The 25336-nt window shown below is 64.1% G+C and carries 24 protein-coding genes; 17 read left to right on the forward strand and 7 right to left on the reverse strand.

Annotated elements, in window-relative coordinates; all coding sequences use genetic code 11:
• Positions 1–8: 8 nt before the first annotated feature.
• The 4 genes from UB31_RS20895 (at position 9) to UB31_RS20910 (ending at position 3154) form a co-directional block, all read left to right on the forward strand.
• The gene (locus tag UB31_RS20895) at positions 9–890 is read left to right on the forward strand and encodes a branched-chain amino acid ABC transporter permease (protein WP_045006242.1); all 882 of its coding nucleotides are present in this window, start codon (positions 9–11) and stop codon (positions 888–890) included.
• Positions 887–1906, forward strand: a complete 1020-nt coding sequence (locus UB31_RS20900) for a branched-chain amino acid ABC transporter permease (RefSeq protein ID WP_045006243.1) — start codon at positions 887–889, stop codon at positions 1904–1906. Before UB31_RS20895 ends, UB31_RS20900 begins: the two co-directional genes overlap by 4 nt.
• Positions 1866–2783, forward strand: coding sequence for a polyphosphate kinase 2 family protein (locus UB31_RS20905; RefSeq protein ID WP_045006244.1), 918 nt, complete (start codon positions 1866–1868; stop codon positions 2781–2783). The genes UB31_RS20900 and UB31_RS20905 overlap by 41 nt, the downstream gene beginning before the upstream one ends.
• 128 nt (positions 2784–2911) lie before the next feature.
• A complete protein-coding gene (locus UB31_RS20910) occupies positions 2912–3154 on the forward strand; it encodes a DUF3551 domain-containing protein (protein WP_050032009.1) in 243 nt (80 codons plus the stop codon).
• Between the two features lie 316 nt (positions 3155–3470).
• Here the strand turns inward: UB31_RS20910 and UB31_RS20915 are convergent, their stop codons facing one another.
• Entirely contained in the window at positions 3471–4355 is an 885-nt protein-coding gene (locus UB31_RS20915; RefSeq protein WP_045006245.1) for an MBL fold metallo-hydrolase, read from the reverse strand.
• 411 nt (positions 4356–4766) lie between these two features.
• Entirely contained in the window at positions 4767–5390 is a 624-nt protein-coding gene (locus UB31_RS20920; RefSeq protein ID WP_045012239.1) for a hypothetical protein, read from the reverse strand.
• Between the two features lie 243 nt (positions 5391–5633).
• On the opposite strand from UB31_RS20920, the gene UB31_RS20925 reads away from it, so the two are divergent.
• The 10 genes from UB31_RS20925 (at position 5634) to UB31_RS42235 (ending at position 18060) form a co-directional block, all read left to right on the forward strand.
• The gene (locus tag UB31_RS20925; protein WP_045006247.1) at positions 5634–7973 is read left to right on the forward strand and encodes a mechanosensitive ion channel domain-containing protein; all 2340 of its coding nucleotides are present in this window, start codon (positions 5634–5636) and stop codon (positions 7971–7973) included.
• Between the two features lie 72 nt (positions 7974–8045).
• Positions 8046–9074: a tripartite tricarboxylate transporter substrate-binding protein gene (locus tag UB31_RS20930; protein WP_045012240.1), complete on the forward strand. Its 1029-nt coding sequence runs from the start codon at positions 8046–8048 to the stop codon at positions 9072–9074.
• A 184-nt stretch (positions 9075–9258) separates the two neighbouring features.
• Complete coding sequence (locus UB31_RS20935; RefSeq protein WP_082078574.1) at positions 9259–10890, forward strand: NAD-dependent malic enzyme; 1632 nt, start codon at positions 9259–9261, stop codon at positions 10888–10890.
• Between the two features lie 217 nt (positions 10891–11107).
• Positions 11108–11500, forward strand: coding sequence for a BlaI/MecI/CopY family transcriptional regulator (locus UB31_RS20940; RefSeq protein ID WP_045006249.1), 393 nt, complete (start codon positions 11108–11110; stop codon positions 11498–11500).
• Positions 11497–14016: a M56 family metallopeptidase gene (locus tag UB31_RS20945; RefSeq protein ID WP_045012241.1), complete on the forward strand. Its 2520-nt coding sequence runs from the start codon at positions 11497–11499 to the stop codon at positions 14014–14016. The genes UB31_RS20940 and UB31_RS20945 overlap by 4 nt, the downstream gene beginning before the upstream one ends.
• 183 nt (positions 14017–14199) lie before the next feature.
• Positions 14200–15663: a DUF1800 domain-containing protein gene (locus UB31_RS20950; protein WP_045006298.1), complete on the forward strand. Its 1464-nt coding sequence runs from the start codon at positions 14200–14202 to the stop codon at positions 15661–15663.
• A gap of 2 nt (positions 15664–15665) precedes the next feature.
• A complete protein-coding gene (locus UB31_RS20955) occupies positions 15666–16916 on the forward strand; it encodes a DUF1501 domain-containing protein (protein WP_045006251.1) in 1251 nt (416 codons plus the stop codon).
• 30 nt (positions 16917–16946) lie between these two features.
• A complete protein-coding gene (locus UB31_RS42230) occupies positions 16947–17114 on the forward strand; it encodes a hypothetical protein (protein WP_197090837.1) in 168 nt (55 codons plus the stop codon).
• 151 nt (positions 17115–17265) lie between these two features.
• On the forward strand, positions 17266–17790 hold the full coding sequence (locus tag UB31_RS20960; protein WP_045006299.1) for a septal ring lytic transglycosylase RlpA family protein: 525 nt from the start codon (positions 17266–17268) through the stop codon (positions 17788–17790).
• 117 nt (positions 17791–17907) lie between these two features.
• The gene (locus UB31_RS42235; protein ID WP_197087372.1) at positions 17908–18060 is read left to right on the forward strand and encodes a hypothetical protein; all 153 of its coding nucleotides are present in this window, start codon (positions 17908–17910) and stop codon (positions 18058–18060) included.
• 332 nt (positions 18061–18392) lie between these two features.
• Here the strand turns inward: UB31_RS42235 and UB31_RS20965 are convergent, their stop codons facing one another.
• The 3 genes from UB31_RS20965 to UB31_RS20975 all read right to left on the reverse strand — a co-directional run bounded on the left by UB31_RS20965 (position 18393) and on the right by UB31_RS20975 (position 21914).
• The gene (locus UB31_RS20965) at positions 18393–18698 is read right to left on the reverse strand and encodes a hypothetical protein (RefSeq protein ID WP_045006253.1); all 306 of its coding nucleotides are present in this window, start codon (positions 18696–18698) and stop codon (positions 18393–18395) included.
• 119 nt (positions 18699–18817) lie between these two features.
• The gene (locus UB31_RS20970) at positions 18818–19090 is read right to left on the reverse strand and encodes a hypothetical protein (protein WP_045006254.1); all 273 of its coding nucleotides are present in this window, start codon (positions 19088–19090) and stop codon (positions 18818–18820) included.
• A gap of 133 nt (positions 19091–19223) precedes the next feature.
• Positions 19224–21914 (reverse strand): flavin-containing monooxygenase, encoded by a 2691-nt coding sequence (locus UB31_RS20975; protein ID WP_045006255.1) that lies wholly within the window; start codon positions 21912–21914, stop codon positions 19224–19226.
• Between the two features lie 190 nt (positions 21915–22104).
• Here UB31_RS20975 and UB31_RS20980 point away from each other — a divergent pair, with 190 nt between their 5' ends.
• The gene (locus UB31_RS20980) at positions 22105–22353 is read left to right on the forward strand and encodes a hypothetical protein (RefSeq protein WP_045006256.1); all 249 of its coding nucleotides are present in this window, start codon (positions 22105–22107) and stop codon (positions 22351–22353) included.
• A gap of 83 nt (positions 22354–22436) precedes the next feature.
• Positions 22437–23909 carry a carboxylesterase/lipase family protein gene (locus tag UB31_RS20985; RefSeq protein WP_045006257.1) on the forward strand — a complete coding sequence of 491 codons (1473 nt, stop codon included), beginning with the start codon at positions 22437–22439 and terminating at the stop codon, positions 23907–23909.
• A 7-nt stretch (positions 23910–23916) separates the two neighbouring features.
• Here UB31_RS20985 and UB31_RS20990 read toward each other — a convergent pair whose 3' ends face one another.
• The gene (locus UB31_RS20990) at positions 23917–24096 is read right to left on the reverse strand and encodes a hypothetical protein (protein ID WP_045006258.1); all 180 of its coding nucleotides are present in this window, start codon (positions 24094–24096) and stop codon (positions 23917–23919) included.
• A 158-nt stretch (positions 24097–24254) separates the two neighbouring features.
• Between UB31_RS20990 and UB31_RS20995 the strand changes: the two genes are divergently transcribed.
• A complete protein-coding gene (locus UB31_RS20995; RefSeq protein WP_045012242.1) occupies positions 24255–25049 on the forward strand; it encodes a DODA-type extradiol aromatic ring-opening family dioxygenase in 795 nt (264 codons plus the stop codon).
• Between the two features lie 6 nt (positions 25050–25055).
• On the opposite strand, the gene UB31_RS21000 is transcribed toward UB31_RS20995, so the two are convergent.
• A complete protein-coding gene (locus UB31_RS21000; protein ID WP_045006260.1) occupies positions 25056–25316 on the reverse strand; it encodes a SemiSWEET transporter in 261 nt (86 codons plus the stop codon).
• Between the last annotated feature and the right edge of the window lie 20 nt (positions 25317–25336).

A 25336-nucleotide genomic window follows, 5' to 3' on the forward strand; every position in this document is an offset into this window, starting at 1 on the left:
CAAGCGGCATGCAGGGGTTCCTGGATATTTTCGACATCTATCTGCTGGAGGCCGTGATCAACGGCATCCTGCTCGGCGGCGTGCTGGCGCTGCTTGCGCTCGGGCTCAATTTGATCTTCGGCGTCATCGACGTGACCTGGATCTGCTATGCCGAGCTCGTGATGATCGGCATGTACGCGATGTATTTCCTGGTCCAGTACTACGGCATCAGCTATTTCGCCGCCGCGCCGCTGACGATCCTGCTCGTCGCGATTCTCGGCGCCTTGCTGCATTATCTTGTGATCGCGCCGCTGCTGACCGCGCCGCCGATCAACCAGCTGCTTGCGACCGGTGGCGTGCTGTTCGTGCTCCAGAGCTTTGCCACCGTCGCCTTCGGTATCGACTTCCGCAATCTCGGCATTCGCCTGCCGGTGCTGGCGTTCGGCGAGATGAATTTCAGCTACGCGCGGCTGCTCTCGTTCGCGGCCGCGCTGATTGGCATGGTCGCGGTTTATCTGTTCATGACGCGCACCTTCACTGGCACAGCGATCCGCGCGATCTCGCAGGACCGGCAGATCATGGCGCTGATGGGCGTTGATACGAAGAGAATCTATCTCATTACGTCCGCGATCGGCGGCGGGCTGGCCGGGCTCGCCGCGTGCCTCTTGGTGCTGCAATATGACGTGCATCCCTTCGTCGGCCTCTCGTTCGGGCCGATCACCTTCCTGATCTGCGTGCTCGGTGGCCTCGGCAATTTCATCGGCGGCTTCATTGCCGCCTTCGTGTTCGCCGAGATCATCTCACTCGGCGGCCTGTTCTCCGATCTCGAATGGGGCTACGTGCTCGCCTTCGCCTTCTTCATCGTCATGATGTTCATCCGGCCCGCGGGCCTGCTTGAGAGGCGCCGATGATGGGGCGGGGCCGGCTTGTGGCGTGGGTCGTAGGGCTGGCGGCGCTGATCGCGCTGCCGTTCGTCTACCGCGATCCCTATCATTTGCATATCCTGGTGCTGATCCTGATCTGGTCGTTCGCCTACACGTCCTGGTCGATGATGGGACGGTTCGGCCTGGTCTCGCTCGGACATGGCGGCTTCATGGGGATCGGTGCCTATGTCACCGCGCTCTTGTGGAATCACCTCGGCCTGTCGCCCTGGATCGGCATTCCCATCGGCATGGTCGCGGCCGGTGTGCTGGCGCTGATCGTCGGCTATCCCTGCTTCCGCTTTCGCATCACCGGACACTATTTCGTGCTGGTGACGCTCGCGCTCTCCGGCATCGTGCTTCAGGTCATCACGGCCACGCGCGACTATACCGGCGGCTCGCTCGGCTATACGCCGAACCGCGCCTCGGGCAGCAAGCTGCTCGCGCTGCAATTCGACGACAAGACGACCTGGTATCTGATCGCACTCGGGGTCTGGCTCGCGGGCATCATTGTCTGGCACCTGGTCGACCGCAGCATGAGCCGCTATGCGTTGGAGGCGATCTCGGAGGACGAGGACGCCGCTGCTGCCGCCGGCGTCGACGTCACCGCGGAAAAATTGAAGATCACGCTGATCAGCGCGCTGATGACAGCCTTGGCGGGCGCGATCTACTGCCAGTACCAGATGTTCATCACGCCCGACACCGTCAGCGGTATCGCGGTGTCGCTCCAGATGGTGTTCGCAGCGATCGTCGGCGGCCTCTTCGTCTCGCTCGGCCCGACCGTCGGCGCGGTCATCACCATCATGCTGGCGGAAACCCTGCGCATCGGCTTCGGCACCAGGGCAGTCGGTTGGGACAACCTCGTCTATGGCGTGCTGCTGGTGCTTTTCATCATATTCCTTCCGAAGGGCATCCTTGGTAGCGTGCTCGACCGATTGAAGCCGCAACGCAAGGTATCCCGCGCTCATGAGCAAGAAGCCGTCCAAATCGCTCGCCCAGGAACTTGACCGCTACATCACGCCGTTCCGCTACGATGGCGCCGGTAAGTTTCACCTCAACAAGCACAAGACCAGCGAGAAGGGCGACCTCGACAAGGAGAAGGCGCAGGACATACTCGACGCCAACAAGAAGCGCCTCGTCGAGTTCCAGGAAAAGCTCTATGCCCAGGACCGTTGGTCGGTGCTGATCGTATTCCAGGCCATGGACGCCGGCGGCAAGGATTCTGCGATCAAGGCGATCTTCGAGGGCATCAACCCGCAGGGCTGTGAGGTCCATTCCTTCAAGGCGCCCAGCACCAAGGAGCTCGATCACGACTTCCTGTGGCGCCATGTGATCGCCCTGCCGGAGCGCGGCCATATCGGCATCTTCAATCGCTCGCATTACGAGGAATGCCTGGTGACCCGCGTGCATCCGGAGATCCTCGCCAAGGAGAAGCTGCCGCCAAAGCTCGTGACCAAGAACATCTGGAAGGAGCGGTTCGAGGACATCTCCGCTTTCGAGCGCTATCTCTGCCGCAACGGCACCGTGGTGCTGAAATTCTTCCTCAATCTGTCCAAGGAGGAGCAGCGCGCGCGCTTCCTTGACCGGCTGGAGGATCCGTCCAAGCAATGGAAATTCTCCATGGACGACATCAAGGAGCGCGCGCTGTGGCCGCGCTATCAGGCGGTCTACCAGGACATCGTCCGCCACACGGCGACGCCGCATGCGCCCTGGTATGTCGTGCCGGCCGATCACAAATGGTTCGCGCGCGTCGTGATCGGTTCGGCGATCGTCGCGGCGCTCGAAAAGCTCGACCTGCGCTTCCCCCGCGCCGACAAGGCCTCTGTGGCGGAGTTCGATAACGTGCGCAAGGCGCTGGAGCGGGAAGGGAAGGGGAAGCGGTGACGCCGGCCGAGTGCTCAAGCGGCGCCGGGCTTTGCCGGCTTTCGCAGTTGTCCTACGGTCGAGCTGCTGAAGCAGGTCCCTGATTCGAGGTCGATGTGGCCAAGACTATTCCCAAGACTATTCTCGCTGTGTGCGCGCTTGCGTTGGTCCTGACGATCGTGCCCGCGCGGGCGCAGACCTATGATCCGCGCTCCCCGGTCTGCCTGCATGTGTTCGGCGAGCTCGAGGGCGAGCGAATGGATTGCATCTTTCCCAATTTTGCCCAGTGCCAGGTCGCAGCGTCCGGACGTCCCGCGACCTGCCTGATGAATCCTTATTTTTCACGGGCATCCGCGGTGCGGTCGCCGAGAACGAGACGGCACTCGCGCTAGAGATTGCCCACCCACCGATTTCTCGAAAACAACCCCATGCACAGTAGCCGACGACAACGGAATCAAGGGCTTGACGGCTGGCGTGGTGCCATTCGGATTTAGAGAATCCGTTTGCTCCGTCGGGCAAAACAGGAGCATGATGTCACCATCGCCCCTGTGCCCCTCAATAAAAGCGTAACACCGGTCGCAGCTAGGTCTCAGATCCCGTAGGGTGGGCAAAGGCGCGCTTGCGCCGTGCCCACCACCTCTCCCGGGATGAAGATTGGTGGGCACGCTTTCGCTTTGCCCACCCTACGATTTCAGCGCAAGCCCGGTCTCAATACCCGCGGCCCCACCAGTAGCAGAAGCGCTCGACGTTGGCGGGAAGGCCGCTCTCGTAGTTCGCCCATTTCTCGTATTTCGGCAGTTTCACTTCCTTCATCGCGGTGTCGAAGCATTTGCCGGCGTCGGCGGCCTTCTTCACCTCGGCGGAGAGGTCTTCCATGTAGGCGATGTCGTCCTCGACGTCCTTCTTGGTGCCAAGCCGGCCGCCGGCATAGGGATGTCCGGGGATCATGCGCTCCCAATCGAGGGACGCCAGCTTCTTCAGCGAGGCGATATATTCCAGCGGCGAGGCGTTGTCGGGGATGTTGCGGAACTGGACCGATTCGATCGGCGCGAAGTCGACCACGAAGACCAGCTTCTCCTTCGGCAGCCGCATCACCAGCGAATTGTCGGAATGGTTGCGGCCGACATAGTCGAGCTCCAGCGTAGTGCCGCCGAGCGTGATGGTCTTCTTCTCGTCGACCACCTGGTCCGGCATCACGATGTCGGCCAGGAGCGCATTCTGCTTCTTCAGCTCAAGCAGCCGCTCCTTGGTGCGGCGGTGCGCAATGAAGGTGGCGCCGAGATCCTTGAACGGCTGGCCGCCGGCAATGTGATCATAATGGTGATGGCTGTAGATGACGTATTTGATCGGCTTGTCGGTGACCGCCTTGATCGCGTCGATATAAGGCTTAGCGGGACGCAAGTAGGAGATCGGATCAGTCGCGATCACGCCCTGCGGTGTCACCACGAACATCGACTGATGGCCGCCATAGCGGAAGATGTAGACGTTCTCGGTGCCGTCGACCTTTTTGGTCGAGGTCTGCGGCGGGGATTGCGCCGAGGCTGATCCGGTCACGAGGGCCGCGAGAACGGCGATGCAGAACAATGATTTCATCTCTGGCTTTCTGGAAAAGAATGAGGGCGGGAAAAGCGGGTATCCTCTTCGACACAAACGCTGCGGAGAGGGATTTATTCCGTTGCCTCATGCGGCCAATACGTCGCGGGAACAGGACGGAACGCGTCTGCAAATGTGATTCCGGAGCCCGCGATCCTGCTTGACAGTTTTATGTCACGGGAGGACCATCAGTGCGGTCGCAAACAAGCGACGCGTAACGTCCACATCAAGAGCAAGGGGAGGTCTATGACACCACCTCCGCAGATCCAGCCGCGTTAAGTGCGATGGAGCTCGTTCGGACTATCGCATAGCGGCAGAAACCGCGAACGGCACGCCGGGCCAAGGTTTAGAGGGCTGCATCAGTGTGGCATAGCCCCTACCTGCCCGGCGCTGTGCGCTTTGGGGTGACCGCTACGCTTTCTTCTGCACGCCGAAGAGATCGCCGAGCCACTGATAATAGACCGGCTGCTTGTCGTGCAGCGTGGCGCGGTCGTTGGGCGGACGGTCGACATTGCCCCAGAGGTAGAGGCTCCCCGTCACCGCGAAGAACTCCTGCACGTTCTTCAGCACATAGGAATCCGGCGGATAGAGCTCGTTCTGTCTGGCGATGTCGTAGAAGCGCACGAGGTCCGGATTCTGCAACGCGGCCGGCAAGACGCGAAAATGATAGGCGTGGAGCAGCTCGTGCAGCAGCACGGGCTTCTCGGGCGCGAAGACCGTCGCATCTACTGTGACGCCTTCGACCTTGGAGGAGAAATGGCCGCCGCCATCGCCTTGCCCGGGCTTGACCGAGACCGGCTGGCTTTTGAAGAAAGCCATGATCTCGGGCTTGGCGCCGCACTCGACCACGATGTCGATCTGGTGCTTCAACGACGCCACGATCTCCTTGAGGTTCGATAAGACCTGCGCGGCGCCGGTGTCGACGGTGATGCCGCGATAAATGAAGGTCGGTCCGCTCTGCGCAATCGCGGATCGCGTGCCGAGCAGGGCCGCGGCTCCCGCGAGCACAAGCCTGCGCCGGTCGAACTGCGTCATGTGAGGGCCCCCGAAATCCCGCGATTTTCTCGCATGCTTTTTCGCCATTGGCTATGGCGCGGTTCCATCATGGCTGCGTTGCGGGAAATGCCGAAGGAAATGCCAAGAGAAATGCCAAGAGATGGTCGCCTCATCGGCAAACTTCCGACACAGGATCGGGGCGAATAACGCTGATCCGGCATGACGCAGTGCTTCGCGCGGTCACGATTCCGCCGGTGCATTTCATTTTTCCAGGGAATCCCCGTGTCGCATAAGCTTGTTCAGGCATTTCTCGCAGCCCTCTTCCTCGCAATCTCTTCTCTCTCTGCCGCCCGCGCCGAGCTGGCTGCGCCGGCCTCCAACAATGCCGCTGCGCTGTCGCCTGATGAAGCCAGGCGTGCACTGGAGACGCTCCAGGATGACCAGAAGCGTGCGCAGATGATCGATACGTTGCGCGCGATTGCGAACGCGTCGGGTCCGCAACAGTCCGCGCCGCCGGCGCCCGAGCCAAAATCGCCGATCCCGCTCTCGGCCGACGGCCTCGGCGCGCAACTCTTGCTCACCGTGTCGGAGCAGATCGGCGAGATTTCGAGCGAAGTCGCCGATATGGCCCGCACGCTCACGCATTTCCCGGCATTCTATTACTGGATCGTGCGAACCGCGAATGATCCCGACGCCTATAATCTCCTGATCGAGATCGCCTGGAAGCTCGCGTTGGTGTTCGGCTGCGCCCTCTCGGCGGAGTGGGTGATCTTTCGCCTGATCCGGCGTCCCGTGGTATTCCTCGAAGGACGCGTGCCGCAAACCGCGCGCCTGCCGGCGCAGGTGCTGCCCATTGCCGATCCGCCATCATCGGTGGCCGATGTCACCCCTTCGCCGGAATTGCACAAGCATCGCCATAGCCTCGCCCGTGTCTGGCAATTGTTGCTGCGGCTGCCCTTCGTGCTCGGACGGCTCGTGCTTGAGCTGCTCCCGGTGTTCGCTTTTGTCGGTCTGGCGAGCGCGCTGCTCGGAACGGAGATCGGCAATCCCGCGACAGTCCGACTCGTGATCCTCGCCGTCGTCAACGCCTATGTGTTCTCGCGCGGACTCATTTGCGTCGTTCGCGCGCTGGCCGGGCCGTTCGGCCTGTTTCCCGTCCGCGCCGAAACGGCAGCCTATATCGAGATCTGGGCGCGCCGTATCGTCGGCGTCGGCGTGTCGGGCATCGCCTTTGCCAATGTGGCGCTGTTGCTCGGCCTGCATCGCGCCGGTTACGCGGCGCTCTTGCGCATGGTGATGCTGGTCGTGCATCTCTTCGTCGTCGTCATCATCCTGCAATGCCGCCGCCAGGTCGCGGACGCCATCCGCGCGCCGGCCGAGCGGCAGGGGATCGCGGCACGTCTTCGCAACCGCATCGCCGGCGGTTGGCATTATCTTGCGATCGCGCTCGATCTGGCACTGTGGGCGGTGTGGGCGCTCAACATCCGCAACGGCTATTCACTGCTGCTGCAATATTTCGTTGGCACCATCGCGGTGGTGCTGGTCACGCGCGTCGCCATCATGGTGACGCTGAGCCTGATCGACCGCGGTTTTCGGATCAATCCGGAGATCCTCCAGCGCTTTCCGGGGCTGGAAATCCGCGCCAACCGCTATTTGCCGCTGCTGCGAAAAATCGTCTCGGGCGTCATTGCCTTCATCGGCTTTGTGGCCGTGCTCGAAGTCTGGGGCGTCGACGCCATCGTCTGGTTCTATGGCGGCCAGATCGGCAGCCGGCTGATCTCGGCGGTTGTCACGATCGGCCTCGCCGTGTTCATTGCCGCGGCCATCTGGGAAGCCAGCAACGCTCTGCTGGATCGCCAGATCAATACGCTGTCGCGCGACGGACACTATGCCCGCGCCGCGCGGCTGCGCACCTTCCAACCAATGCTGCGGACCGCGCTGCTGTGCGTGATCGCCACCGTCGTCGGCCTCACGGCGCTGAGCGAGATCGGCGTCAATGTCGCGCCGCTGCTCGCGGGTGCCGGCATCGTCGGCATCGCCATCGGCTTCGGCTCGCAGAAGCTCGTGCAAGACCTCATTACCGGCCTGTTTTTGTTGCTGGAGAATACGGTCCAGGTCGGCGACAACGTCAGCGTCTCGGGCCTCTCCGGCGTCGTTGAGAACGTCTCGATCCGCACCATTCGCCTCCGCGCCGGCGACGGCGCCGTGCACATCGTGCCGTTCAGCGCGGTGACGACCATCACCAATGCCAGCCGCGGCGCCGGCAACGCCTCCGTCAGCGTCAACGTCGCCTACAAGGAAGACACTGACCGCGCTGGCCAGATCCTCAAGGATATTGTCGATGACATGCGCCGCGAGCCGGAATTCCGCGGTGTCATCCGCGGCGATCTCGATCTTTGGGGCATCGACAAGGTCGATGGCGCGATGGTGTCGATCGTCGGCCAGATCCGCTGCACGGAGGCGGGCCGCTGGCCGGTCCAGCGCGAGTTCAACCGCCGCATGAAGCAGCGTTTCCAGCAGAACGGCATCGAGGTCGCATCCGCCACCCAGACGATTCTGATGCAGATCGCGCCACAGGCTGATAGCGCGGCCAATTTGACGCCAAGACGGGCGGCCGGATAGCCGCTCGATAAATTTTCCGGCTTGCCTCCGCTCATCCGGCAGCGTTCACTCCGGCTCCAGCCCGCAGATGACATGCGGGCGACAAAAAGGGTGGAAGAGAATGATGCGGGGCTGTGGGCCGGATTGCGCCGTCATGTGATCGTCATTTGTGCGTTGATCGGATCTGCGCTGTGGACCGCGCCTTGCGGCGCCCAGTCGTTTCCGTCACGCCCCATCACCCTCGTGGTGCCGTTCGCGGCGGGCGGGCCGACTGACACGCTGGCGCGGATCCTGTCGGAACGGATCGCGGCCGAGCTGCATGCGACGATCGTGGTCGAGAACGTGGCCGGTGCCTCCGGCAGCATTGCGGGGGCTCGCGTCGCGCGCGCGGCCGCGGATGGCACGACCATCACGATCGGCCATTGGGGCACGCATGTGCTCAACGGCGGGATCTTCAAACTGCCTTATGACGTGGTCGCCGATTTCGAGCCGGTTGCGCTGGTCGCGATGGGGACGCAGCTCATCGTCGGCCGGAAGTCACTCAAGGCCGACAATCTCAAGGAGCTGATCGCCTGGCTGAAGGAGAACCCCGGCAAGGCCAGCGCCGGGACAGCCGGTGCCGGCACGGGCGCGCATGTCGCCGGCGTCTTCTTCAAGGAAAAGACCGGCACCGACTTCCAGTTCGTGCCCTATCGCGGCGCGGGGCCTGCGATGATCGATCTCGTCGCGGGGCAGATCGACATCATGTTCGACCAGGCGTCGAACTCGCTGCCGCACTACAAGAACGGTTCGATCAAGGCGTTCGCGGTGACCGCGCCGACGCGGCTCGCATCCGCGCCTGATATCCCGACCGTCGACGAGGCGGGCCTGCCCGGCCTCTATATCTCCTATTGGCACGGCATCTGGGCACCGAAGAACACGCCGAAGGAGATTGTCACCAAGCTCAACACGGCCATCGTTGCCGCGCTTGCCGATCCGTCCGTGAAGCAGCGCTTTGCCGAACTAGGGCAGGAGATTCCACCATCGGACCAGCAATCGCCCGCAGCACTCGGTACCTTTCAGAAGGCCGAGACCGAGAAATGGTGGCCGGTCGTCAAGGCCGCCGACATCAAGCCGGAATAGCCTTGCGACGTTAACCTTTGCGTCGCGCGCAGCCTGCGAGCTGCACGAAAATCTCGCTGCGGTGCGAGATCACAATCGCTGCCTGAGGGGCAACGTCCTTGATCTCGATGGTGCGGTGGCCGACAATGCCGATCGTTCAATAAGAAACTCCTTGGGGGAATTCGTGAATAGACCTGCCCGGGTCGTGGCCCAACCGACATCGTCCGATCCCGCTCACGGCATGGCGCTGCTGCGCGATCCCTTGCTCAACAAGGGCACCGCCTTCACGGAAGCGGAGCGCGATATGCTCGGCTTGCGCGGCCTGCTGCCGCCGTGTGTGCTGACGATGGAGACACAGGTCGCGCGCGTGCTCACGAATCTGCGCACGCTGCCGACCGACCTCGAAAAATTCGTCGCGCTGAACGCACTGCATGACCGCAACGAAGCGCTGTTCTTCCGCGTCGTCGTCGACAATATCGACGAGATCCAGCCGATCATCTACACGCCGACGGTTGGGCTTGCCTGCCAGAAATACGGCCTGATCTACCAGCGGCCGCGCGGCATGTTCATCTCCTCGCGCGATCGCGGCCAGATCGCGGACATCCTGAAGAACTGGCCCAATCCCGCAAAACTCATCGTCGTGACCGACGGTGAGCGCATCCTTGGGCTGGGCGATCTCGGTGCCAATGGCATGGGCATTCCCGTTGGAAAGCTCTCGCTCTATTCGGCCTGCGCCGGCGTGCATCCCGAGCATTGTCTCCCGATCGTACTCGACGTCGGCACCAACAACGAAGAGCTGTTGAACGATCCCTATTATCTCGGCCTGCGCGAGCGGCGGCTCACGGGTGAGGCCTATGACAGCTTCGTCGACGAATTCATGGTCGCGGCGCGAAAGACGTTCCCGGGCGTGCTGATCCAGTTCGAGGATTTCGCCAATCACTCGGCGTTCAAGCTGCTGCACAAATATCGCGACGAGGCCTGCGTCTTCAACGACGATATCCAGGGCACCGCGGCGGTGGCACTCGCCGGCTTGTTTTCAGCGCTGCGCATCTCTGGCGGCAAGCTCAGGGACCAGCGCATCCTGTTCCTCGGTGCGGGCGAGGCGGCCACAGGCATCGCCGATCTCGTCGTCTCCGCCATGATGGCGGAGGGCGCTTCCGAGGCCGAGTCGCTTCGGCGCAACTGGCTGGTGGATTCCCGCGGCCTTGTCGTCAGCGGTCGGGCGGGCCTGTCGGGCCACAAGCTCCGCTATGCGCATACAGACCAGGCGCCAATCGCCGACTTCCTCACCGCGATCAACACGCTGAAGCCAACGGCGATCATCGGCGTCGCCGCGGTCGGCGGCGCGTTCACGCCCGAGGTGCTGAAGGCGATGGCCGAGCTCAACGAGCATCCGATCGTGTTCGCGCTGTCCAACCCGACCTCGAAGGCCGAATGTTCGGCGGAGGATGCCTATCGCTACACCGAAGGCCGTGCGCTGTTCGCCTGCGGCAGCCCCTACGACCCGGTGACGCTCAACGGCCGCACCTTCGTGCCGCGGCAGGGCAACAACTCCTACATCTTCCCGGGCGTCGGCCTCGGCGTCATCGCTAGCGGATCGCGGCTGGTCACGGACGAGATGTTCATGGCCGCCGCTCACTCGCTCGCCAATTGCGTCGGCAAGGACGACCTCGCACAGGGCAGCCTCTATCCGGCATTGCCGCGAATCCGCGAGGTCTCCGTTGGGATTGCCGCTGCGGTCGCAGACGTCGCCTACCAGCGCGGGCTGGCCGACGGACCCGCGCCCAATGACGTGACGGGCCTGGTGCGATCCCAGATGTACGAGCCGCGGTACTGACGCCTGATGACTTCTGATTGACTCGATCTGGCGGCTGGCTCGGTCACCTCTCCCGCAAGCAAGCGGGAGAGGGAGCGCACCGCCCTCGCGGGTCGCAACGCGCTCATTAGGTCAGCACGGCGATACCATTTCAGGTGGAATCGCCGTTGCGCGGCGCGGTCGTATATGCGACGATCTGTAGCGTTACAAGAGAACTCAAGCCGTTAGGTAGGCCACCATGGACGATCGTTTGCCCGACCTGGGCGACCTCGAGCACGAGGTCATGCAACTGGTTTGGGCCCATGGTCCTGTCACGGCCGAGGTCGTGCGCGAAAGGCTGTCGCGTCGGCTGAAGGAATCGACGGTCCGCACGGTGCTGCGCCGGCTCGAAGAAAAGGGCTATGCTAACCACACCGTGGACGGCCGTACCTATGTCTACCACGCTGCCGAACCACGTGCGCAGGTTGCGGCCAAGGCGGTGCAGCGCATCGTCGACTGGTTCTGCAACGGCTCGATGGAGGAGGTCCTCGTTGGCATGGTGGACAATGCGATGCTCGACCAGCAGCAATTGCGCACGCTGGCCGACCAGGTGGCCAAGGCGAAGAAGGCGAGGGGAGTGAAGAAAGAATGATCGCAACTCTGGCTGAGGCGGCGCTACGCTCCTTCGTGCTGGGAGGCGTCGTCTGGTTCGGTCTCAATCTGTTTCGCGTGCGCAATCCGCACGTCCAGATGACGGCGTGGGTCGTCGTGCTGTTGGCGTCGCTGGCGATGCCCTTCGTGATGCATTGGCCGACGCTCACCATCGACCGGCTGCCCTTGTCGGCGCCGGTGCCGGACGAATTGTGGCCGGCCGATATCTCGATGTCCGAGACGCCGCAGCCGGCGCTGCCGATCTCGCCCGGCACGAACATGGCCCCGCCGGCCAGGAGTATCGCGTCGATCAACTGGTGGCTTGTGGCCACCATAGCCTATGCCGTCGTCGCCGGCCTGTTGCTGCTGCGGCTGGCCATCGGCCTCGGCCTGACCTGGCGGATGGCGCGGGCGGCAAAACCGATGAAGGGCGGGCAGCTGATCGATGCCGACGTGCGCGTCAGCCGCGACGTCGGCGGTCCCGTCACTTTCGGCTCGACCATTCTGGTGCCGCCGCAATTTGCCGGCTGGGACGCCAAGAAGCGCCTCGCGGTGCTCGCGCATGAGGGCGCGCATGTCGCCAATCGCGACTTCTACGTCCTGCTGCTCGCCTCCCTCAATCGTGCGGTGTTCTGGTTCAGCCCGTTCTCGTGGTGGCAGCTCGCGCGGCTCGCCGAGCTTGCCGAGATCATCAGCGATGCCGAGGCGATCGAGGTGATCGACGACCGGTGGTCCTATGCGGAGATCCTGCTGGACGTCGCAACCGGCGTGAAGCCACGGCCCATGGAGCTCGCGATGGCGCGGGCCTCGACCGTGCGCGCCCGCGTCGAGCGCATCATCGCGGCCGCCGCCATGCCCGTGGCGGTCGGCTGGCGCAAGCGGTTGTGGATCGCGGCGGCGATCGTGCCGGTCACGATCATCTCCGCCGGCATGATCGCCTGTCGCACACCGGATCCCGCGCCCGTCGCGGAAAATCTCGGCGAGGTGCCGGCTGAGCATTATCGCCCGTTCGTCAATTTCTACGCGATGGGCCCGGCCTCGGTGTTCGCGATCTTCCGCGAGGGTGACGATCTCTATGGACAGCTCACCGGGCAGCGCAAGCTGCGCCTCACGGTCGGCAATGACGGCACGGCGTCCTACGCGTCGTCGTTCGGCGAGATCAGGTTCCCGCTCAATGCGGAGCGCCGGTCTTCCGAACTGATGCTGCACATGAATGGCCGCGACGTGCGGGCGGTTCGCGTCGCTGAAACGCCGACGCCGGCCGCCGATCCGGCGTCGCTCGACCAATATGTCGGCTGGTACAGGGTCGCGCCGAACCGCGTGCTCACCGTGCGGCGCGAGGGCGATCGCCTCCAGGTACAGGAAACCGTGCAGGGCGGTGCCACGCTGCTGGCCGAAGGTGCCGATGTCTTCTCGATTCAAGGCCGCAATCTCCTGATCTTCCTGCGCGACGGGCAGGCCAAGGTCTCGCGCGTGCTGGTCCAGAATGCGGTCTTCGGCGCCCGACTTGCGCCGCGGATCGACGCAGGCGTGGCGCAGGCGATCGAGGCCGACTTCGCACGCCGTATCGCGCAGGTTCCGGATCGCTTCCGGGAGCAGGTCCCTGCCGACGGCGGCAAGGAGATGATCCTGCGCGGGATCGAGGATCTGCGCCACGGCACGCCGAACTACGACCGCATGAGCGCGCCGCTCGCCGCCAAGGTGCACCTGCAGCTCGGCGAATTGACTGCGACGGTCGCAGCGCTCGGCGCGGTGGAATCGATCTTCTTTCGTGGTGTCGGCCCCGGCGGCTACGACATCTATGGCGCGAAGTTCGAGAACGGCACGGCGGAATTCCGCCTGCTGATCGATCCCGATGGCAAGGCCGGCGACGTGCTGCTCCGTCCCGATGGCAATAGCGAGATCGGAGGCATGGTCTCCTGTGCCGAGGAGCCGGACGTTCGCGGGCGCGCCGGCACCTCGCCGATCAGGGTCATGATCTACAACGACATGGGCGAGGACATCCAGGTCTTCAATCTCGACGCCGCAGGCAATCGCAAGACGCAGGGCGTGGTCAGGCCCGCCACCTCCTGGGCTTTCACGACCACTGTGAACAATCCGTGGATGATTGCCGACAAGTCCGGGCGGTGCCTCGAGGTCTTGATGCCGGGCCGGCAGACGCGCTTCCACAATGTCGAGGCGTCAAACCTCGCCGCGCGGCAGGGGCGTGCGGCACGCCGCGACGTTCCGATCGCCAATGGCGAGGATATGCTGCGCCGCTATATCGACGGCGTCGGCAAGGGGCAGCCGGACTATGATCTCATGACGACCGAGGTTGCCGATCTCACGCGTCAGCAGCTTCCGTTCGATCAGGCGATCCTGACCCGGCTCGGCACGCTGCGCGCAATCTCGTTCCGCGGCGTCACCGCGCTCGACAGCGACATCTACATCGCCCAGTTCGCCAACGGCTCGGCGGAATGGCGCATCGGCGTCAGGAACGGCACGATCACCAAGATCGCGCTCGGGCCGAGTTTCTAGACCTCTCACGCGCATCCGCCGGATTGCGGATGCGCGTTGGCTCGGTCGGGACAGCACGGTTGGGCTTTCAATCTCGGCTTGCGCCGATCCAGCTCTAGTGTTACACTTCGTAGCATTACGGATCGTAGCTTGATGGTGGCGACTTCGCTTCCGTCGGGCAGCTTGGAGAATTGGGCGTTCGCCATGAGCAATTCTGCAAAGGCCGAAGCAGTGCTGGCGCTTCATCGTTTCGGGATGGGGCCGCGACCGGGATCAATCGCCGCTGTCGGGACCGACCCGCGCGGCGCGCTGATCGCCGAACTCGACCGGCCGCTGGTGTTGAGCGCCGCCGCCAGCCTTCCCTCCAGTGCGAAAGCCTTTCGCACCGTGGCCGACGCCAATGCGCGGCGGGCGGCGCGCGCCAAGCAGGCGCAGCAGCAGGCGAAGAAGCAGCAGGTGGCTGCGGCGCCGGTCATGTCGGAAGATCAAACGCAAGGGCAGGTGCAGAGTTCAGGCACCGAGAAAGACGCGGCCGAAATGGCGGCCAAGCAGGCCGCCGAGGCTGTCCCCGATCCCGGACGTCCGATCTATTTGCAGGAAGCCAAGCTGCGCACGGAAGCCGCGCTCGGCGCCGACATCGGCTTCGCCGAGCGGCTGGTGTGGTTCTGGTCCAACCATTTCTGCATCTCGGCCTACAAGATCCAGAGCATGTCGGGTGCTTATGAGCGCGAGGCCGTTCGCGCCAATGCGCTCGGCCATTTCGTCGATCTGCTTCTGGCCGTCGAGGGCCATCCGGCGATGCTGTTCTATCTCGACAATCTCGGCTCGATGGGCGCGAACTCGATCGCCGGCATCAACCGCAGCCGCGGCCTCAACGAAAACATCGCGCGCGAGATCATGGAATTGCACACGCTGGGTGTTCGCACCGGCTATACCCAGGACGACGTGATCAGCTTCGCCAATGTGTTGACGGGATGGACGCTGGTTCCGCCCGGAGATAATCCCGAGCACGGCGGCGAATTCACCTTCAACCCGCGGCTCCACGAGCCCGGCGGGCAGACTGTGCTCGGCAAACGCTACGAGCAGGAGGACGCCGAGCAGGGCCGCGCCGTGCTGCGCGATCTCGCCGCACATCCGGCGACCGCGACCCATGTCGCGACCAAGCTCGCACGGCATTTCGTGGCCGACGAGCCGCCGCCGGCACTGGTCGAGCAGATGGCAAAGACCTTCCGCGACACCGAGGGCGATCTCAAGCAGGTCGCGATCACGATGGTCTCGTCGGACGAGGCCTGGCGCGGGCCGCCGTCAAAGCTCAAGCGTCCGGGCGAATGGGTCGTCGGCATGGTGCGCGCGACCGGCATCAAGGACGTCGATCCCACACGCTTCACCGCAGGCCAGGATCTTCTCGGCGAGGGGCTGTGGCGCCCGTCGGCGCCCAAGGGCTATCCAGATGACGAGGCAAGCTGGATCGACGGCGTGGGCCGGCGGCTCGACCTCGCCAATAATTTTTCCGAGCGTGTGGCGGCCACAGCCGATCCGCAAGCGATCATCGAGGACGTCTTCGCATCCGAGATCGCGCCCGAGGTGAAGCAAGCCGTCGGCCGCGCCGAGAGCCGGCAGCAGGCGCTGGCGTTGTTGTTCATGTCGGCAGATTTTCAGAGGAGGTGAGCATGGGCTTCGTCAATCATCTGCCCACGCGGCGCGAGCTTCTGGTTGGTTCCGGTGCGCTGTTCGCATGGAGCCAGATGCCGCGGCTTGCGCGGGCCGAAGGGCGCGATCCGCGTCTGCTCGTCGTCGTCCTGCGCGGCGCGCTCGACGGTCTTGGTGCGGTCGCACCCGTCGGCGATCCCGACTGGATTTCGCTGCGCGGCGATCGCGCGCTGGCGCTGGACGGCAAGCCGCCCGCGCTGCCGCTCGATGCGTTCTTTGCGCTCAATCCGGCGATGCCGAACCTGCACCGGCTCTACAAGAGCGGCAAGGCCTCGATCGTCCACGCCACCGCGACGCCCTATCGCGAGCGCTCGCATTTCGACGGCCAGGACGTTCTGGAGAGCGGGTTCACCAGGCCCGGCGCCACCAGTTCGGGATGGCTCAACCGTGCGCTGCTCGCGCTGGAATCGGGCGGCCGCGTCGACCCGCGCGGCAGCCGCGCGCTCGGCATCGGCTCGGTGACGCCGCTGGTGGTGCGCGGCTCGGCACCGGTGATGACATGGGTGCCGCAGAAATTGCTGCCGGCGAGCGAGGACACGCAGAACCGCCTGCTCGATCTCTACCAGCACACCGATCCGAAGCTCGCGACCGTGCTCCAGGCGCGGATGAAGCTCGCTTCGCTCGGCGGCGCGCCCGGCACCGGCGATCCGATGTCGGACGATCCGACATTGATGCCGCCCGGCATCGAGCGTGTGCGTGCCTACTTCGCCGAAGCCGCCGGCACCGCGGCGCGCTATCTTGCCAAGCCTGACGGCCCGCGTGTCGGCGCCATGGGTTTTGTCGGCTGGGACACGCACATCGCCGAAGGTGCTGCCTCGGGCCAGCTCTACAATCTGCTCGGTGCGCTCGACGGCGCCTTTGCCGCGATCGAACGCAACATGGGTGAGGTGTGGGGCGAGACGGTCGTCGCCGTCGTCACCGAGTTCGGCCGCACCGCGCGCATCAACGGCACGCAAGGCACCGACCACGGCACCGGCACAGTCGCCTTCCTCATCGGCGGCGCGCTCGCGGGCGGTCGTGTGATCGCGGACTGGCCGGGACTGAAGTCGGCGCAGCTGTTCGAGGACCGCGATCTCAAGCCGACCACCGATTTGCGCGCCGTGCTGAAGGGCCTGCTGAGGGATCATCTGCGCGTCGAGGAAAAGATTCTTGCTGAGACGGTCTTCCCCGGCAGCGCGGACGTCAAAGCGATGGGGGGCCTCGTCGGTTGACGACGCGGCCCTCGCAACCGGATCGGGTCCATGATGTGCGCACTGACACAACGGGAGCTCGACTTTCTCGCCAGCCTGAAAACCGGCTGGCGGTTGCTCTACCGGCGTGAGCTGGTGCGGCTTCTGAGGGGCGACGCCGAGACCGGCGAGGCCCGGCCGGAGACGCGCCCGATCCTCTGGCGCATCGTATCGAGCTGATTTTTCGCGAATCTGTCCCGATTCAGAACATCAACTGTGGTGGAATCGCCACAGCCGGCGCGAAACGATGGTGGCCGCAAGGCCGCTTTCCTTCAGCCAAGGTTCTGCCCCGATTGCCCACCGAAACTCAGGGTTGTTCGGAGGGCGCATCATGTCTCGCTTTGCAAATGCCGAAACTGCCCGGATTTCGCTGACATCCTCGTGTCGGTTGCTGCTCGTCGCCGTTGGTGCTGCATCGCTTGCGGCGTGCGCGCAATCGCCGGCCGGCCGCCAGAAAGCCGATCTTGCTCCGACCACGAGGCAAACCGCGATCGAGCGTCCGCACAGGGTGGCGGCGCTGCATCCGCGTCCGATCCACAGGCCGCGTCCGTCTGACGATGCAGCGAGTGCCAGGCAGACAGCGTCGCAGGGCGTTGCCAGCTTCTATTCGGATACGGAGACCGCGAGCGGCGAGAAGTTCGACAAGAACGAATTGACCGCGGCCCATCCCACGCTGCCGTTCGGCACAAAGCTGCGCGTCACCGATGTCTCCTCCGGCCGCTTCGTGACCGTCAGGGTCAACGATCGCGGGCCCTATGTTCGTGGGCGCGTGGTCGACATCTCTCCTTCCGCGGCCGAGGCGCTCGGCATGGTCGACAGGGGCGTCGCCAATGTCAGGCTCGACGTCGTGCGATAAGGCGCGATCGATCGACGTCGAAGCGTCGCGCTTAACCGGCTGTTAGCCGCTTCTCGCGCACCATGGCTGTCCAAACAAATCGCGGCTCCAAATTCGGAGCTTTTGGGGAGGCGGCGCTTGAACACGATCCAGTATCTCGAAGATCAGGCCGCACGCGCCGAGCGGCTCGCCAAACGGATCACGGATACGCGGACGATCGAACAGCTCCTGACCTTCGCGGGCGAACGCCGCCGCGAGATCGAGGTCATCGCCGGCAGGCGGCGCGCGTAACGCCTGCGATCGATCCATGCTCTGAACGCATTCGCCCTCGCCTCAAAGCGCGGAACTTCTTCTCTTCTCCTGCGTCATGAATAGGATTGAAGAGGAGGACGTCATGGGTTTTGGACGAGGTGCTTTGCTTTGGTTGCCTGGCGTGCCGCTGCCGATCGTTCTGCTGCTGGCATTGTTCTGGCATCACTAGATGCATGATCCGGAAGAGTGCGGAGCGGTTTTCCGGTAAGATCATGCTCAAACAAATATTGTTGCCACACGAAAAGCGCCGCGGAAGCGGCGCTTTTTTGTTGCCTGCGTTATTGAAGCGTATCGGTGAAGACGATGCGCGATCAGGTGTGGCTCTCGACGAAGTCGCTGAGGTAGTCCGGAAGCCGGATGCCATCGATATCGCAACGCGCGCGAATTTCGCCGGCGATCTCGGTCGAGATATCCTTCATCCAGTGTTCGAGCGTGTTGAAGGAGATCACCTTGATGGGGTCGTTGAAGCAACCGGCGACGAGCTCGCCGATCGTGGCCTCGAGGTCGCTGCGCTCGACGCGGATTTCAGTTCCCTTGTCGCGGCGATCGATCACCACGAACAGGGTCTGATCTGCGCCATAGGGCACGGTCGGACGAGACACACTGGCTTCAAGCATCTCAGGCACTCACGCCTTCTTTGGATTCTTGGCTTCCGATCCCCGATAACGGGAACAACTGGAAGAAGGTTCCTGGCAAGTCATAAGAAGCAAGTGAGAAGCTTGTCGCGCGGACGCCTTCAGAGGAATTCCCGCAGCCGTGACAGCTCGGTGACGTGCTCGGCCGACAAGATGTCCGTGACCAGCGGCGGCTGCGGCGCCGTGTGGATCTCATAGAGATGCCGGGTTGCCGCCGGCTTCTCCATGAAAGCCGAGATGCACTGGTCGAGCGTGCCTTGGCTCACCTGGTAGGATTCCCGCTCCGGCCTTCGCTGGTTTGCTAGCGATGGCCATTTATGCAGCACGGCGAGCACGCTGAAATCGACCTTTGAATCAACCGATACGCCACCCATCGTCCCCGCCTCACGCAAAAAGAACCCCAGCACGCAAGGCTTGCGTGCCGGGGCCCACACCAATCGCTGCATCTCAATGCCACGCAGCGACAACGCATCGGCCGGGAAATAGTTCCCCGGCGATGTGTGCGCCTCAGCTTGCGGCTGCCGCGATCCTGTGCCCCGGGCTGGCATGCCCATGGCTGTTCTCGTCGCCATGCCGGACCCCCGGCGGAAGCCCGGCAAAGCGGCGCAGGGCTTCGGCCATCTGGGTCCGGCCCTGGACGCCGGTGATCACCACGTCGACCATGGCAAAGGACGAGTGGAAATGCCCGCGCGCCTTGAGCTGCTCGACCGGGACGCCCGCGGCTGCCATCGCCTCGGCATAGGCGATGCCCTCGTCGCGCAAGGGATCGAACTCGCAGGTCACCACGAAGGCGGGCGGCAGGCCCGCCACCTTGCCGCGCAGCGGCGAGACGCGCGGATCGGTGCGGTCGGCCGGTGAGCAGTAGAGGTCCCAGAACCAGTACATCAGCGAACGCGTCAGGAAATAGCCGGTCGCATTGTCGTTGTAGGAGGGACGATCGAAGCTGCAGTCGGTCACCGGGCAGAGCAGGAGCTGGCCGGCGATCTCCGGGCCGCCGCGGTCGCGCGCGAGCTGGCAGGTGACGGCGGCGATATTGCCGCCTGCACTCCAGCCCGCCACCAGCACCGGGCCCGGCTGGCCGCCGAGCTCGGCTGCGTGCTCGGCGATCCAGCGCGTTGCCGCATAGCCGTCCTCGGCCGCCGTCGGGAAGCGATGCTCCGGCGCATGGCGATAGCCGATGCTGACGAAGATCATGCCGGTCCGCCGTACCATGTCGCGGCAGAACGGCTCGTCGGACTGTTCGTCGCCGAGCACCCAGCCGCCGCCGTGGAAATAGACCACGACCGGATGCGGCCCCGGTGCTGCGGGCTTGTAGACACGATAGGGAAGCGGTCCGTCGGTGCCCGGCAGCGTGCCGTCGACGATGTCGCCGATCGGCCGTCCCGCAGGGCGGCCCTTGTTGAACTCGTTGACGAAGGCGCACGCGCCTTGCGCGCCCATCGACTCGATCGGCGGCAGGTTCAGCGACGCGAGCAGGTTCAGCACCAGCCGCACATCGGGTTGCAGCTGCACTACCTCGCCGTCATTGCACTGCGCAGCGCCGTCGGGGCCGGTGAGCCTGAAGCCGAGCATGCCACGGCTCGTGACCTCGTCGCAGATGCTGCGATAGGGGCCGACGCCGCCGGTGTAGGGCATCAGGCCTTGCACCTTGCCGGGCACGTTGGCGCCCGTGTACCAGGTGTTGGCGAGCCGATGCAGCGTCACCATCGAGCAGTCGGTCATGTGCCGGCCCCAGCCGGCCTGCGCCGTCTCGGTCGGCTCGATCGTGGTGAAGCCGGCATCACGCAATGCTTTGAGGCGATCCACGACCCAGTCGACATGCTGCTCGATCGACACCGCCATGTTCGACAGCACCGACGGGCTGCCGGGCCCGGTGATCATGAAGAAGTTCGGGAAGCCTTCGACCGTCAGCCCGAGATAGCTCTGCGGCCCCTGCGCCCATACGTCGGTCAGCGACTTGCCGCCACGTCCGGTGATCGGATGCACGGCGCGGATCGCGCCGGTCATGGCGTCGAAGCCGGTCGCGAACACGATCACGTCGACATCGACGCTGCGCTTGCCGGTGGTGATGCTACCTGCGGTGATCGTCTTGATCGGCTCCTGCCGCAGATTGACCAGCGTGACGTTCGGCCGATTATAGGTCGCGTAGTAGTTGGTATCGAGGCAGGGACGCTTTGCGCCGAACGGATGATCATGCGGCATCAGTGCTGCCGCCGTCTCCGGATCCTTCACGGCAGCGCTAATCTTCTCGCGGATCAGCTCGCCGATCAGTGCATTGCCGTCGAAATCGACGCCCTGGTCGGCCCAGAGCTGGGTCAGGATGTGGACGAGGTCGCCGGCGGCCCAGGCGCGTTCGAAGCGCTCGCGGCGTTCGGCATCGCTCAATTGCCAGCTTACCACCGTCTGCTGCGGATATGGCACGCCGGTCATCGATTGGCGTGCCTGTTCGCGATAGGCCGCGCGGTCGCTCTGGAATAGATCCATGCGATCGGACGGAGAGGGGCCGTTGTGCGCGGGCAACGCGAAATTCGGCGTGCGCTGGAACACGGTCAGATGCGCGGCCTGTGCTGCGATCAACGGGATCGACTGAATGGCCGACGAGCCGGTGCCGATCACGGCGACGCGTTTTCCCGCGAGATTGACGCCGCCATGCGGCCAGCGTCCGGTGAAATACACCTCGCCCTTGAAATCCTTGACGCCGTCGATCTCCGGCGGCTTCGGTGCGGAGAGGCAGCCGGTGGCCATGATGTAGTGGCGGCAGGAGACCGGTGCACCGTTGTCGGTAGTCAGCTGCCAGCGCTCGGCCTTCTCGTCCCATTTGGCTTCGGTGACCTTGGTCTTGAAGCGGATGTCGCGGCGCAGATCATAGCGATCCGCGACAAAGCCGAGATAGCGCAGGATCTCGGGCTGGGCCGCGTATTTCTCCGACCAGGTCCAGGTTGTGTCGAGTTCCGGATCGAACGTATAGCTGTAGTCGATGGTCTGGATATCGCAACGCGCGCCCGGGTAGCGGTTCCAGTACCAGGTGCCGCCGACATCGCCAGCTTCGTCGAGACCGACGGCCGAGAGGCCGGCCTTGCGCAGGCGATGGAGAAGATAGAGGCCGGCAAATCCGGCGCCGACCACGGCAACATCGACTTGTTGAGCTGTTCCACTCGCCGCTTTGGACTCACGTGCGGCGACCATTGCGTCAGGCATGGTATTCCTCCCGTGTATTTTATTTTGCCGGCAGGCTAGCGCTGCAGGCTCGGCTTGTCATCAGAACAAGTGCAATCCTCGGTAGCCGTTTGCGGCGTCATCGTGGCCGCGCGAAGGTTGCTTCAATGCACGCATCGCGATGCACAATGGCCGTGATTGCCCGGGCTAATCATGTACGATCCGTCTGTGTATGCTTGCGGTTACTAGCCACGCGTACCGACCGGGCGTCATGACAGAGTTGAGTGAGCGGACCAAAGCCAACATGGACGTCGTCCTGGAGGAGACGTGCCGGCAATTGCCGCATGGCGGCGATCACGACAGCCGCCGGTTCATCGCCGAGCGCCTGATCGAGGCGGCGCGATCCGGCCATTCCACGCTCGGAGAACTCGGCATCATCGCGCGGCACGCGCTGGCGGAGATTATTGCCAAGGGCGGCTAGGTCCGCAATCGGGAAGCTTGCTTCGCCGCTGGCCGCAGACGTAACCTCCCGGGGAACCTTTCCGCGCATCGAGATCCCCGAAGATGCGATCCCTGCTTGCGCTTATTGCGGTTTCCGTCGTCCTTTGCTGCGCCGATGTGGCCGTGGCCCAACCGGTCGGCCAGTTCCCGTTCGCCTTGACGCGCGAGGGCCAGATGCTCGGCGCCGTCGAAGGCGAGGTGGCCTCCTTCAAAGGGCTTGCCTATGCGGCGCCGCCGGTCGGCGCACTCCGCTGGCGTCCGCCGCAGGCGATGCCCGAGAGTTCGGAGATGCGCACCGTCTACGACTACGGTGCGCCGTGCCTCCAGCCATCGCTGCGGGGCGCGAGCGAGGACTGCCTGACGCTCAACGTGTTTCGTCCGTTCGGCGTCGACGGCCCGTTGCCGGTGATGGTGTTCATCCACGGCGGCGATTTCGTCACGGGCACTGCGAACGATCCGCTGTTCGACGGTGCAAAGCTCGCGCAGGCCGGCCTCATCGTTGTGACGATGAATTATCGCCTGGGCGCGTTCGGCTGGCTCACGCATCCCGCACTGTCGGAAGGCGGCTCCGGCAATTACGGCCTGATGGACCAGATCGCGGCCCTGCATTGGGTGCACGACAACATCGCGGCCTTCGGCGGCGACCCCAACAACGTCACCCTGTTCGGCAATGGCGCTGGCGCGACTTCGATCGCGCTGTTGATGCTGTGCGCGCAATCGCGCGATCTGTTTCAGAAGGCCATTCTGCAATCGGTGCCTGGTCGGGCGCGCCTGCCTCCGTCACAAGAGGCAGACGCCGCGGGTCGGCAGTTCGTCGCAGCGTTCGGTCAGGGGGCAGATTTGCGCGCAGCCGAACCGGCGCGGCTGCTTGCCGCTGAACAACGTCTACTGGAAAAAGGGCCGCGCAGTTTTGCGCCGGCGGTAGATGGAAGCCTGGTGACGGAAGACATCGCTGCGGGATTTGCCGCAGGACACGAGAGCCGCATTCCCATGATCATCGGCTCGAATGACGATGAGACACGCTTTGACGGCGAGTTGGAGATCAAGAACGAGCTGTCGTCCTCAGGCGAGAGCATCGACGAGCTGCGCAGGCTCTATCCCGACGCCGCAAGGCTGTCAGACCTCGCGGCCAGTTTCTACACGGACAAGGTCTTCTCCGAGCCGGCGCGATTGCTGGCCCGGCTTCATGCCGCAACCGGCGCGCCGACCTTCCGCTATCGCTTTGCCTATGTGCCGGAAGCCCGGCGCGGCAATCCCGACGGGGGGGACGGGCGGGAGTTGCAATTCATCTTCGGTGTGGAAGGCGTGCCCGGTGCGGGCATCTTCTCGCGGCGGGATCGCGAGGTCGCAAACCGCTTGCGTGCCTATTGGATCAACTTTGCCAGGAGCGGCGATCCCAACGGCGCCGAGTTGCCGCATTGGGACGCGGCCGCAGACCGCGACCGCCTGTTGCTGATCGCGAATGATCACATCACGAGTGGCGACGACCCTTGGGTAGAGCGTCTGGACCGGCTCGCGCGTGAGAGCAAAAAATGAGTTGGATTTAAGCCGCGAGTTCGACGCGGGGCGCCGGGCTCAGCCGGTCTTCCTCCAGATAGTCCATCGCGCCGTCCTTCTCGACGGCATAGAACTGCAGGCCTTCTTTCGACCTGTAGGCGGCACGAACGACGCCGCGGCGGCCCTTGTCACTGTTGACGACGTCCCCCAGCGCAAACTTCTTCATCTCAACGACTCGCTTGTCTTCTGGCCGATTCCTTCGGCCACGCTTGATTGTGGGAGGCAAATCGTTAACGACTTGCTAACCATACGGGTTTGCCTATGCTCGCCACCGATTGCGCGACTGTTACACGCGCATGTTGCGAAACCGGCGAGCCGACATCCATGACGCGATTACCGACCTTCTTCCTGTCCCACGGCGGTGGCGCCTGGCCGTTCATGGAGGACAGGCGGGTGCAATATGCCAAGACCGCCGCGGAGTTCGGCCGGCTGCCGCAGCTTCTCACCGAGAAGCCGAAGGCGGTGCTCGTCATCACCGGCCACTGGGAGGCCGAGGCATTCACCGTGTCGACCTCGGCGCATCCGCCGATGGTGTACGACTATTACGGTTTCCCCGAGCACACCTATCACCTCAAATATCCGGCGCCGGGAAAGCCCGAGCTCGCCGCCGAGGTGAAGGCGTTGCTCACGCGCGCAGGCTTCGATTGTCGGGAAGATCCCAACCAGGGCTTTGATCACGGCACCTTCGTGCCGCTCGGCCTGATGTATCCGAATGCCGACATGCCGATCGTGCTGTTGTCGCTGAAGTCGACTTATGATGCGGCCGAGCACATTCGGGTCGGGCAGGCGGTCGCCTCGCTGCGCGATGAAGGCATTTTGATCGTCGGCAGCGGGCTCACCTATCACAATATGCGCGGTTTCGGGCGCGCCGAGTCCAAGCCGGTCTCGTATGATTTCGAGGCCTATCTGAACGATGCCATCGGTGCGCCGGATGCGGCGCGCCGCAACGCGATGCTTGTCGATTGGCAGAACGCGCCGAGCGCGCGTCTCGCCCATCCGCGCGAGGACCATCTGCTGCCGCTGATGGTGGCGGCCGGTGCTGCCGGCAGCGATGTCGGCACACGCGTTTTCGTCGATGAGGTCGCAAGCGTCGCGATGGCGTCGTACGTGTTTGGGTGAAGAGTCTCAGCCGTATCGCAGCTTCATCACCAGAATGCCGCCGGCGAGCAGCATGGTGACGGCGTTGGCGGCGACGAGAGGCGCATCACCTGAAAGCAGGCCGTAGATGAGCCAGAGCGCCAGGCCCAGCACCATGATCAGGAACATGCCGAGCGAAATGTCGCGCGCCGAGCGGGTCTTCCAGACTTTGATGACTTGCGGCGCATAAGCGACGGTGGTGCAGGTGGCGGCTGCAAAGCCGATCAGCTTGATCGCGAAGGGTTCCATGCGGGCTCAATAGCATGGAT

Source organism: Bradyrhizobium sp. LTSP849, assembly GCF_000938255.1.
Classification (GTDB): domain Bacteria; phylum Pseudomonadota; class Alphaproteobacteria; order Rhizobiales; family Xanthobacteraceae; genus Bradyrhizobium.

Excerpts from the sequence above, each read along its gene's own strand:
- UB31_RS20895 (WP_045006242.1), top strand. The coding sequence starts at position 9 with ATGCAGGGGTTCCTGGATATTTTCGACATCTATCTGCTGGAGGCCGTG.
- UB31_RS20900 (WP_045006243.1), top strand. The coding sequence starts at position 887 with ATGATGGGGCGGGGCCGGCTTGTGGCGTGGGTCGTAGGGCTGGCGGCG.
- UB31_RS20905 (WP_045006244.1), top strand. The coding sequence starts at position 1,866 with ATGAGCAAGAAGCCGTCCAAATCGCTCGCCCAGGAACTTGACCGCTAC.
- UB31_RS20915 (WP_045006245.1), bottom strand. The coding sequence starts at position 4,355 with ATGAAATCATTGTTCTGCATCGCCGTTCTCGCGGCCCTCGTGACCGGA.
- UB31_RS20920 (WP_045012239.1), bottom strand. The coding sequence starts at position 5,390 with ATGACGCAGTTCGACCGGCGCAGGCTTGTGCTCGCGGGAGCCGCGGCC.
- UB31_RS20930 (WP_045012240.1), top strand. The coding sequence starts at position 8,046 with ATGCGGGCGACAAAAAGGGTGGAAGAGAATGATGCGGGGCTGTGGGCC.
- UB31_RS20940 (WP_045006249.1), top strand. The coding sequence starts at position 11,108 with ATGGACGATCGTTTGCCCGACCTGGGCGACCTCGAGCACGAGGTCATG.
- UB31_RS20945 (WP_045012241.1), top strand. The coding sequence starts at position 11,497 with ATGATCGCAACTCTGGCTGAGGCGGCGCTACGCTCCTTCGTGCTGGGA.
- UB31_RS20950 (WP_045006298.1), top strand. The coding sequence starts at position 14,200 with ATGAGCAATTCTGCAAAGGCCGAAGCAGTGCTGGCGCTTCATCGTTTC.
- UB31_RS20955 (WP_045006251.1), top strand. The coding sequence starts at position 15,666 with ATGGGCTTCGTCAATCATCTGCCCACGCGGCGCGAGCTTCTGGTTGGT.
- UB31_RS42230 (WP_197090837.1), top strand. The coding sequence starts at position 16,947 with ATGATGTGCGCACTGACACAACGGGAGCTCGACTTTCTCGCCAGCCTG.
- UB31_RS20960 (WP_045006299.1), top strand. The coding sequence starts at position 17,266 with ATGTCTCGCTTTGCAAATGCCGAAACTGCCCGGATTTCGCTGACATCC.
- UB31_RS20965 (WP_045006253.1), bottom strand. The coding sequence starts at position 18,698 with ATGCTTGAAGCCAGTGTGTCTCGTCCGACCGTGCCCTATGGCGCAGAT.
- UB31_RS20970 (WP_045006254.1), bottom strand. The coding sequence starts at position 19,090 with ATGGGTGGCGTATCGGTTGATTCAAAGGTCGATTTCAGCGTGCTCGCC.
- UB31_RS20975 (WP_045006255.1), bottom strand. The coding sequence starts at position 21,914 with ATGCCTGACGCAATGGTCGCCGCACGTGAGTCCAAAGCGGCGAGTGGA.
- UB31_RS20980 (WP_045006256.1), top strand. The coding sequence starts at position 22,105 with ATGCTTGCGGTTACTAGCCACGCGTACCGACCGGGCGTCATGACAGAG.
- UB31_RS20985 (WP_045006257.1), top strand. The coding sequence starts at position 22,437 with ATGCGATCCCTGCTTGCGCTTATTGCGGTTTCCGTCGTCCTTTGCTGC.
- UB31_RS20990 (WP_045006258.1), bottom strand. The coding sequence starts at position 24,096 with ATGAAGAAGTTTGCGCTGGGGGACGTCGTCAACAGTGACAAGGGCCGC.
- UB31_RS20995 (WP_045012242.1), top strand. The coding sequence starts at position 24,255 with ATGACGCGATTACCGACCTTCTTCCTGTCCCACGGCGGTGGCGCCTGG.
- UB31_RS21000 (WP_045006260.1), bottom strand. The coding sequence starts at position 25,316 with ATGGAACCCTTCGCGATCAAGCTGATCGGCTTTGCAGCCGCCACCTGC.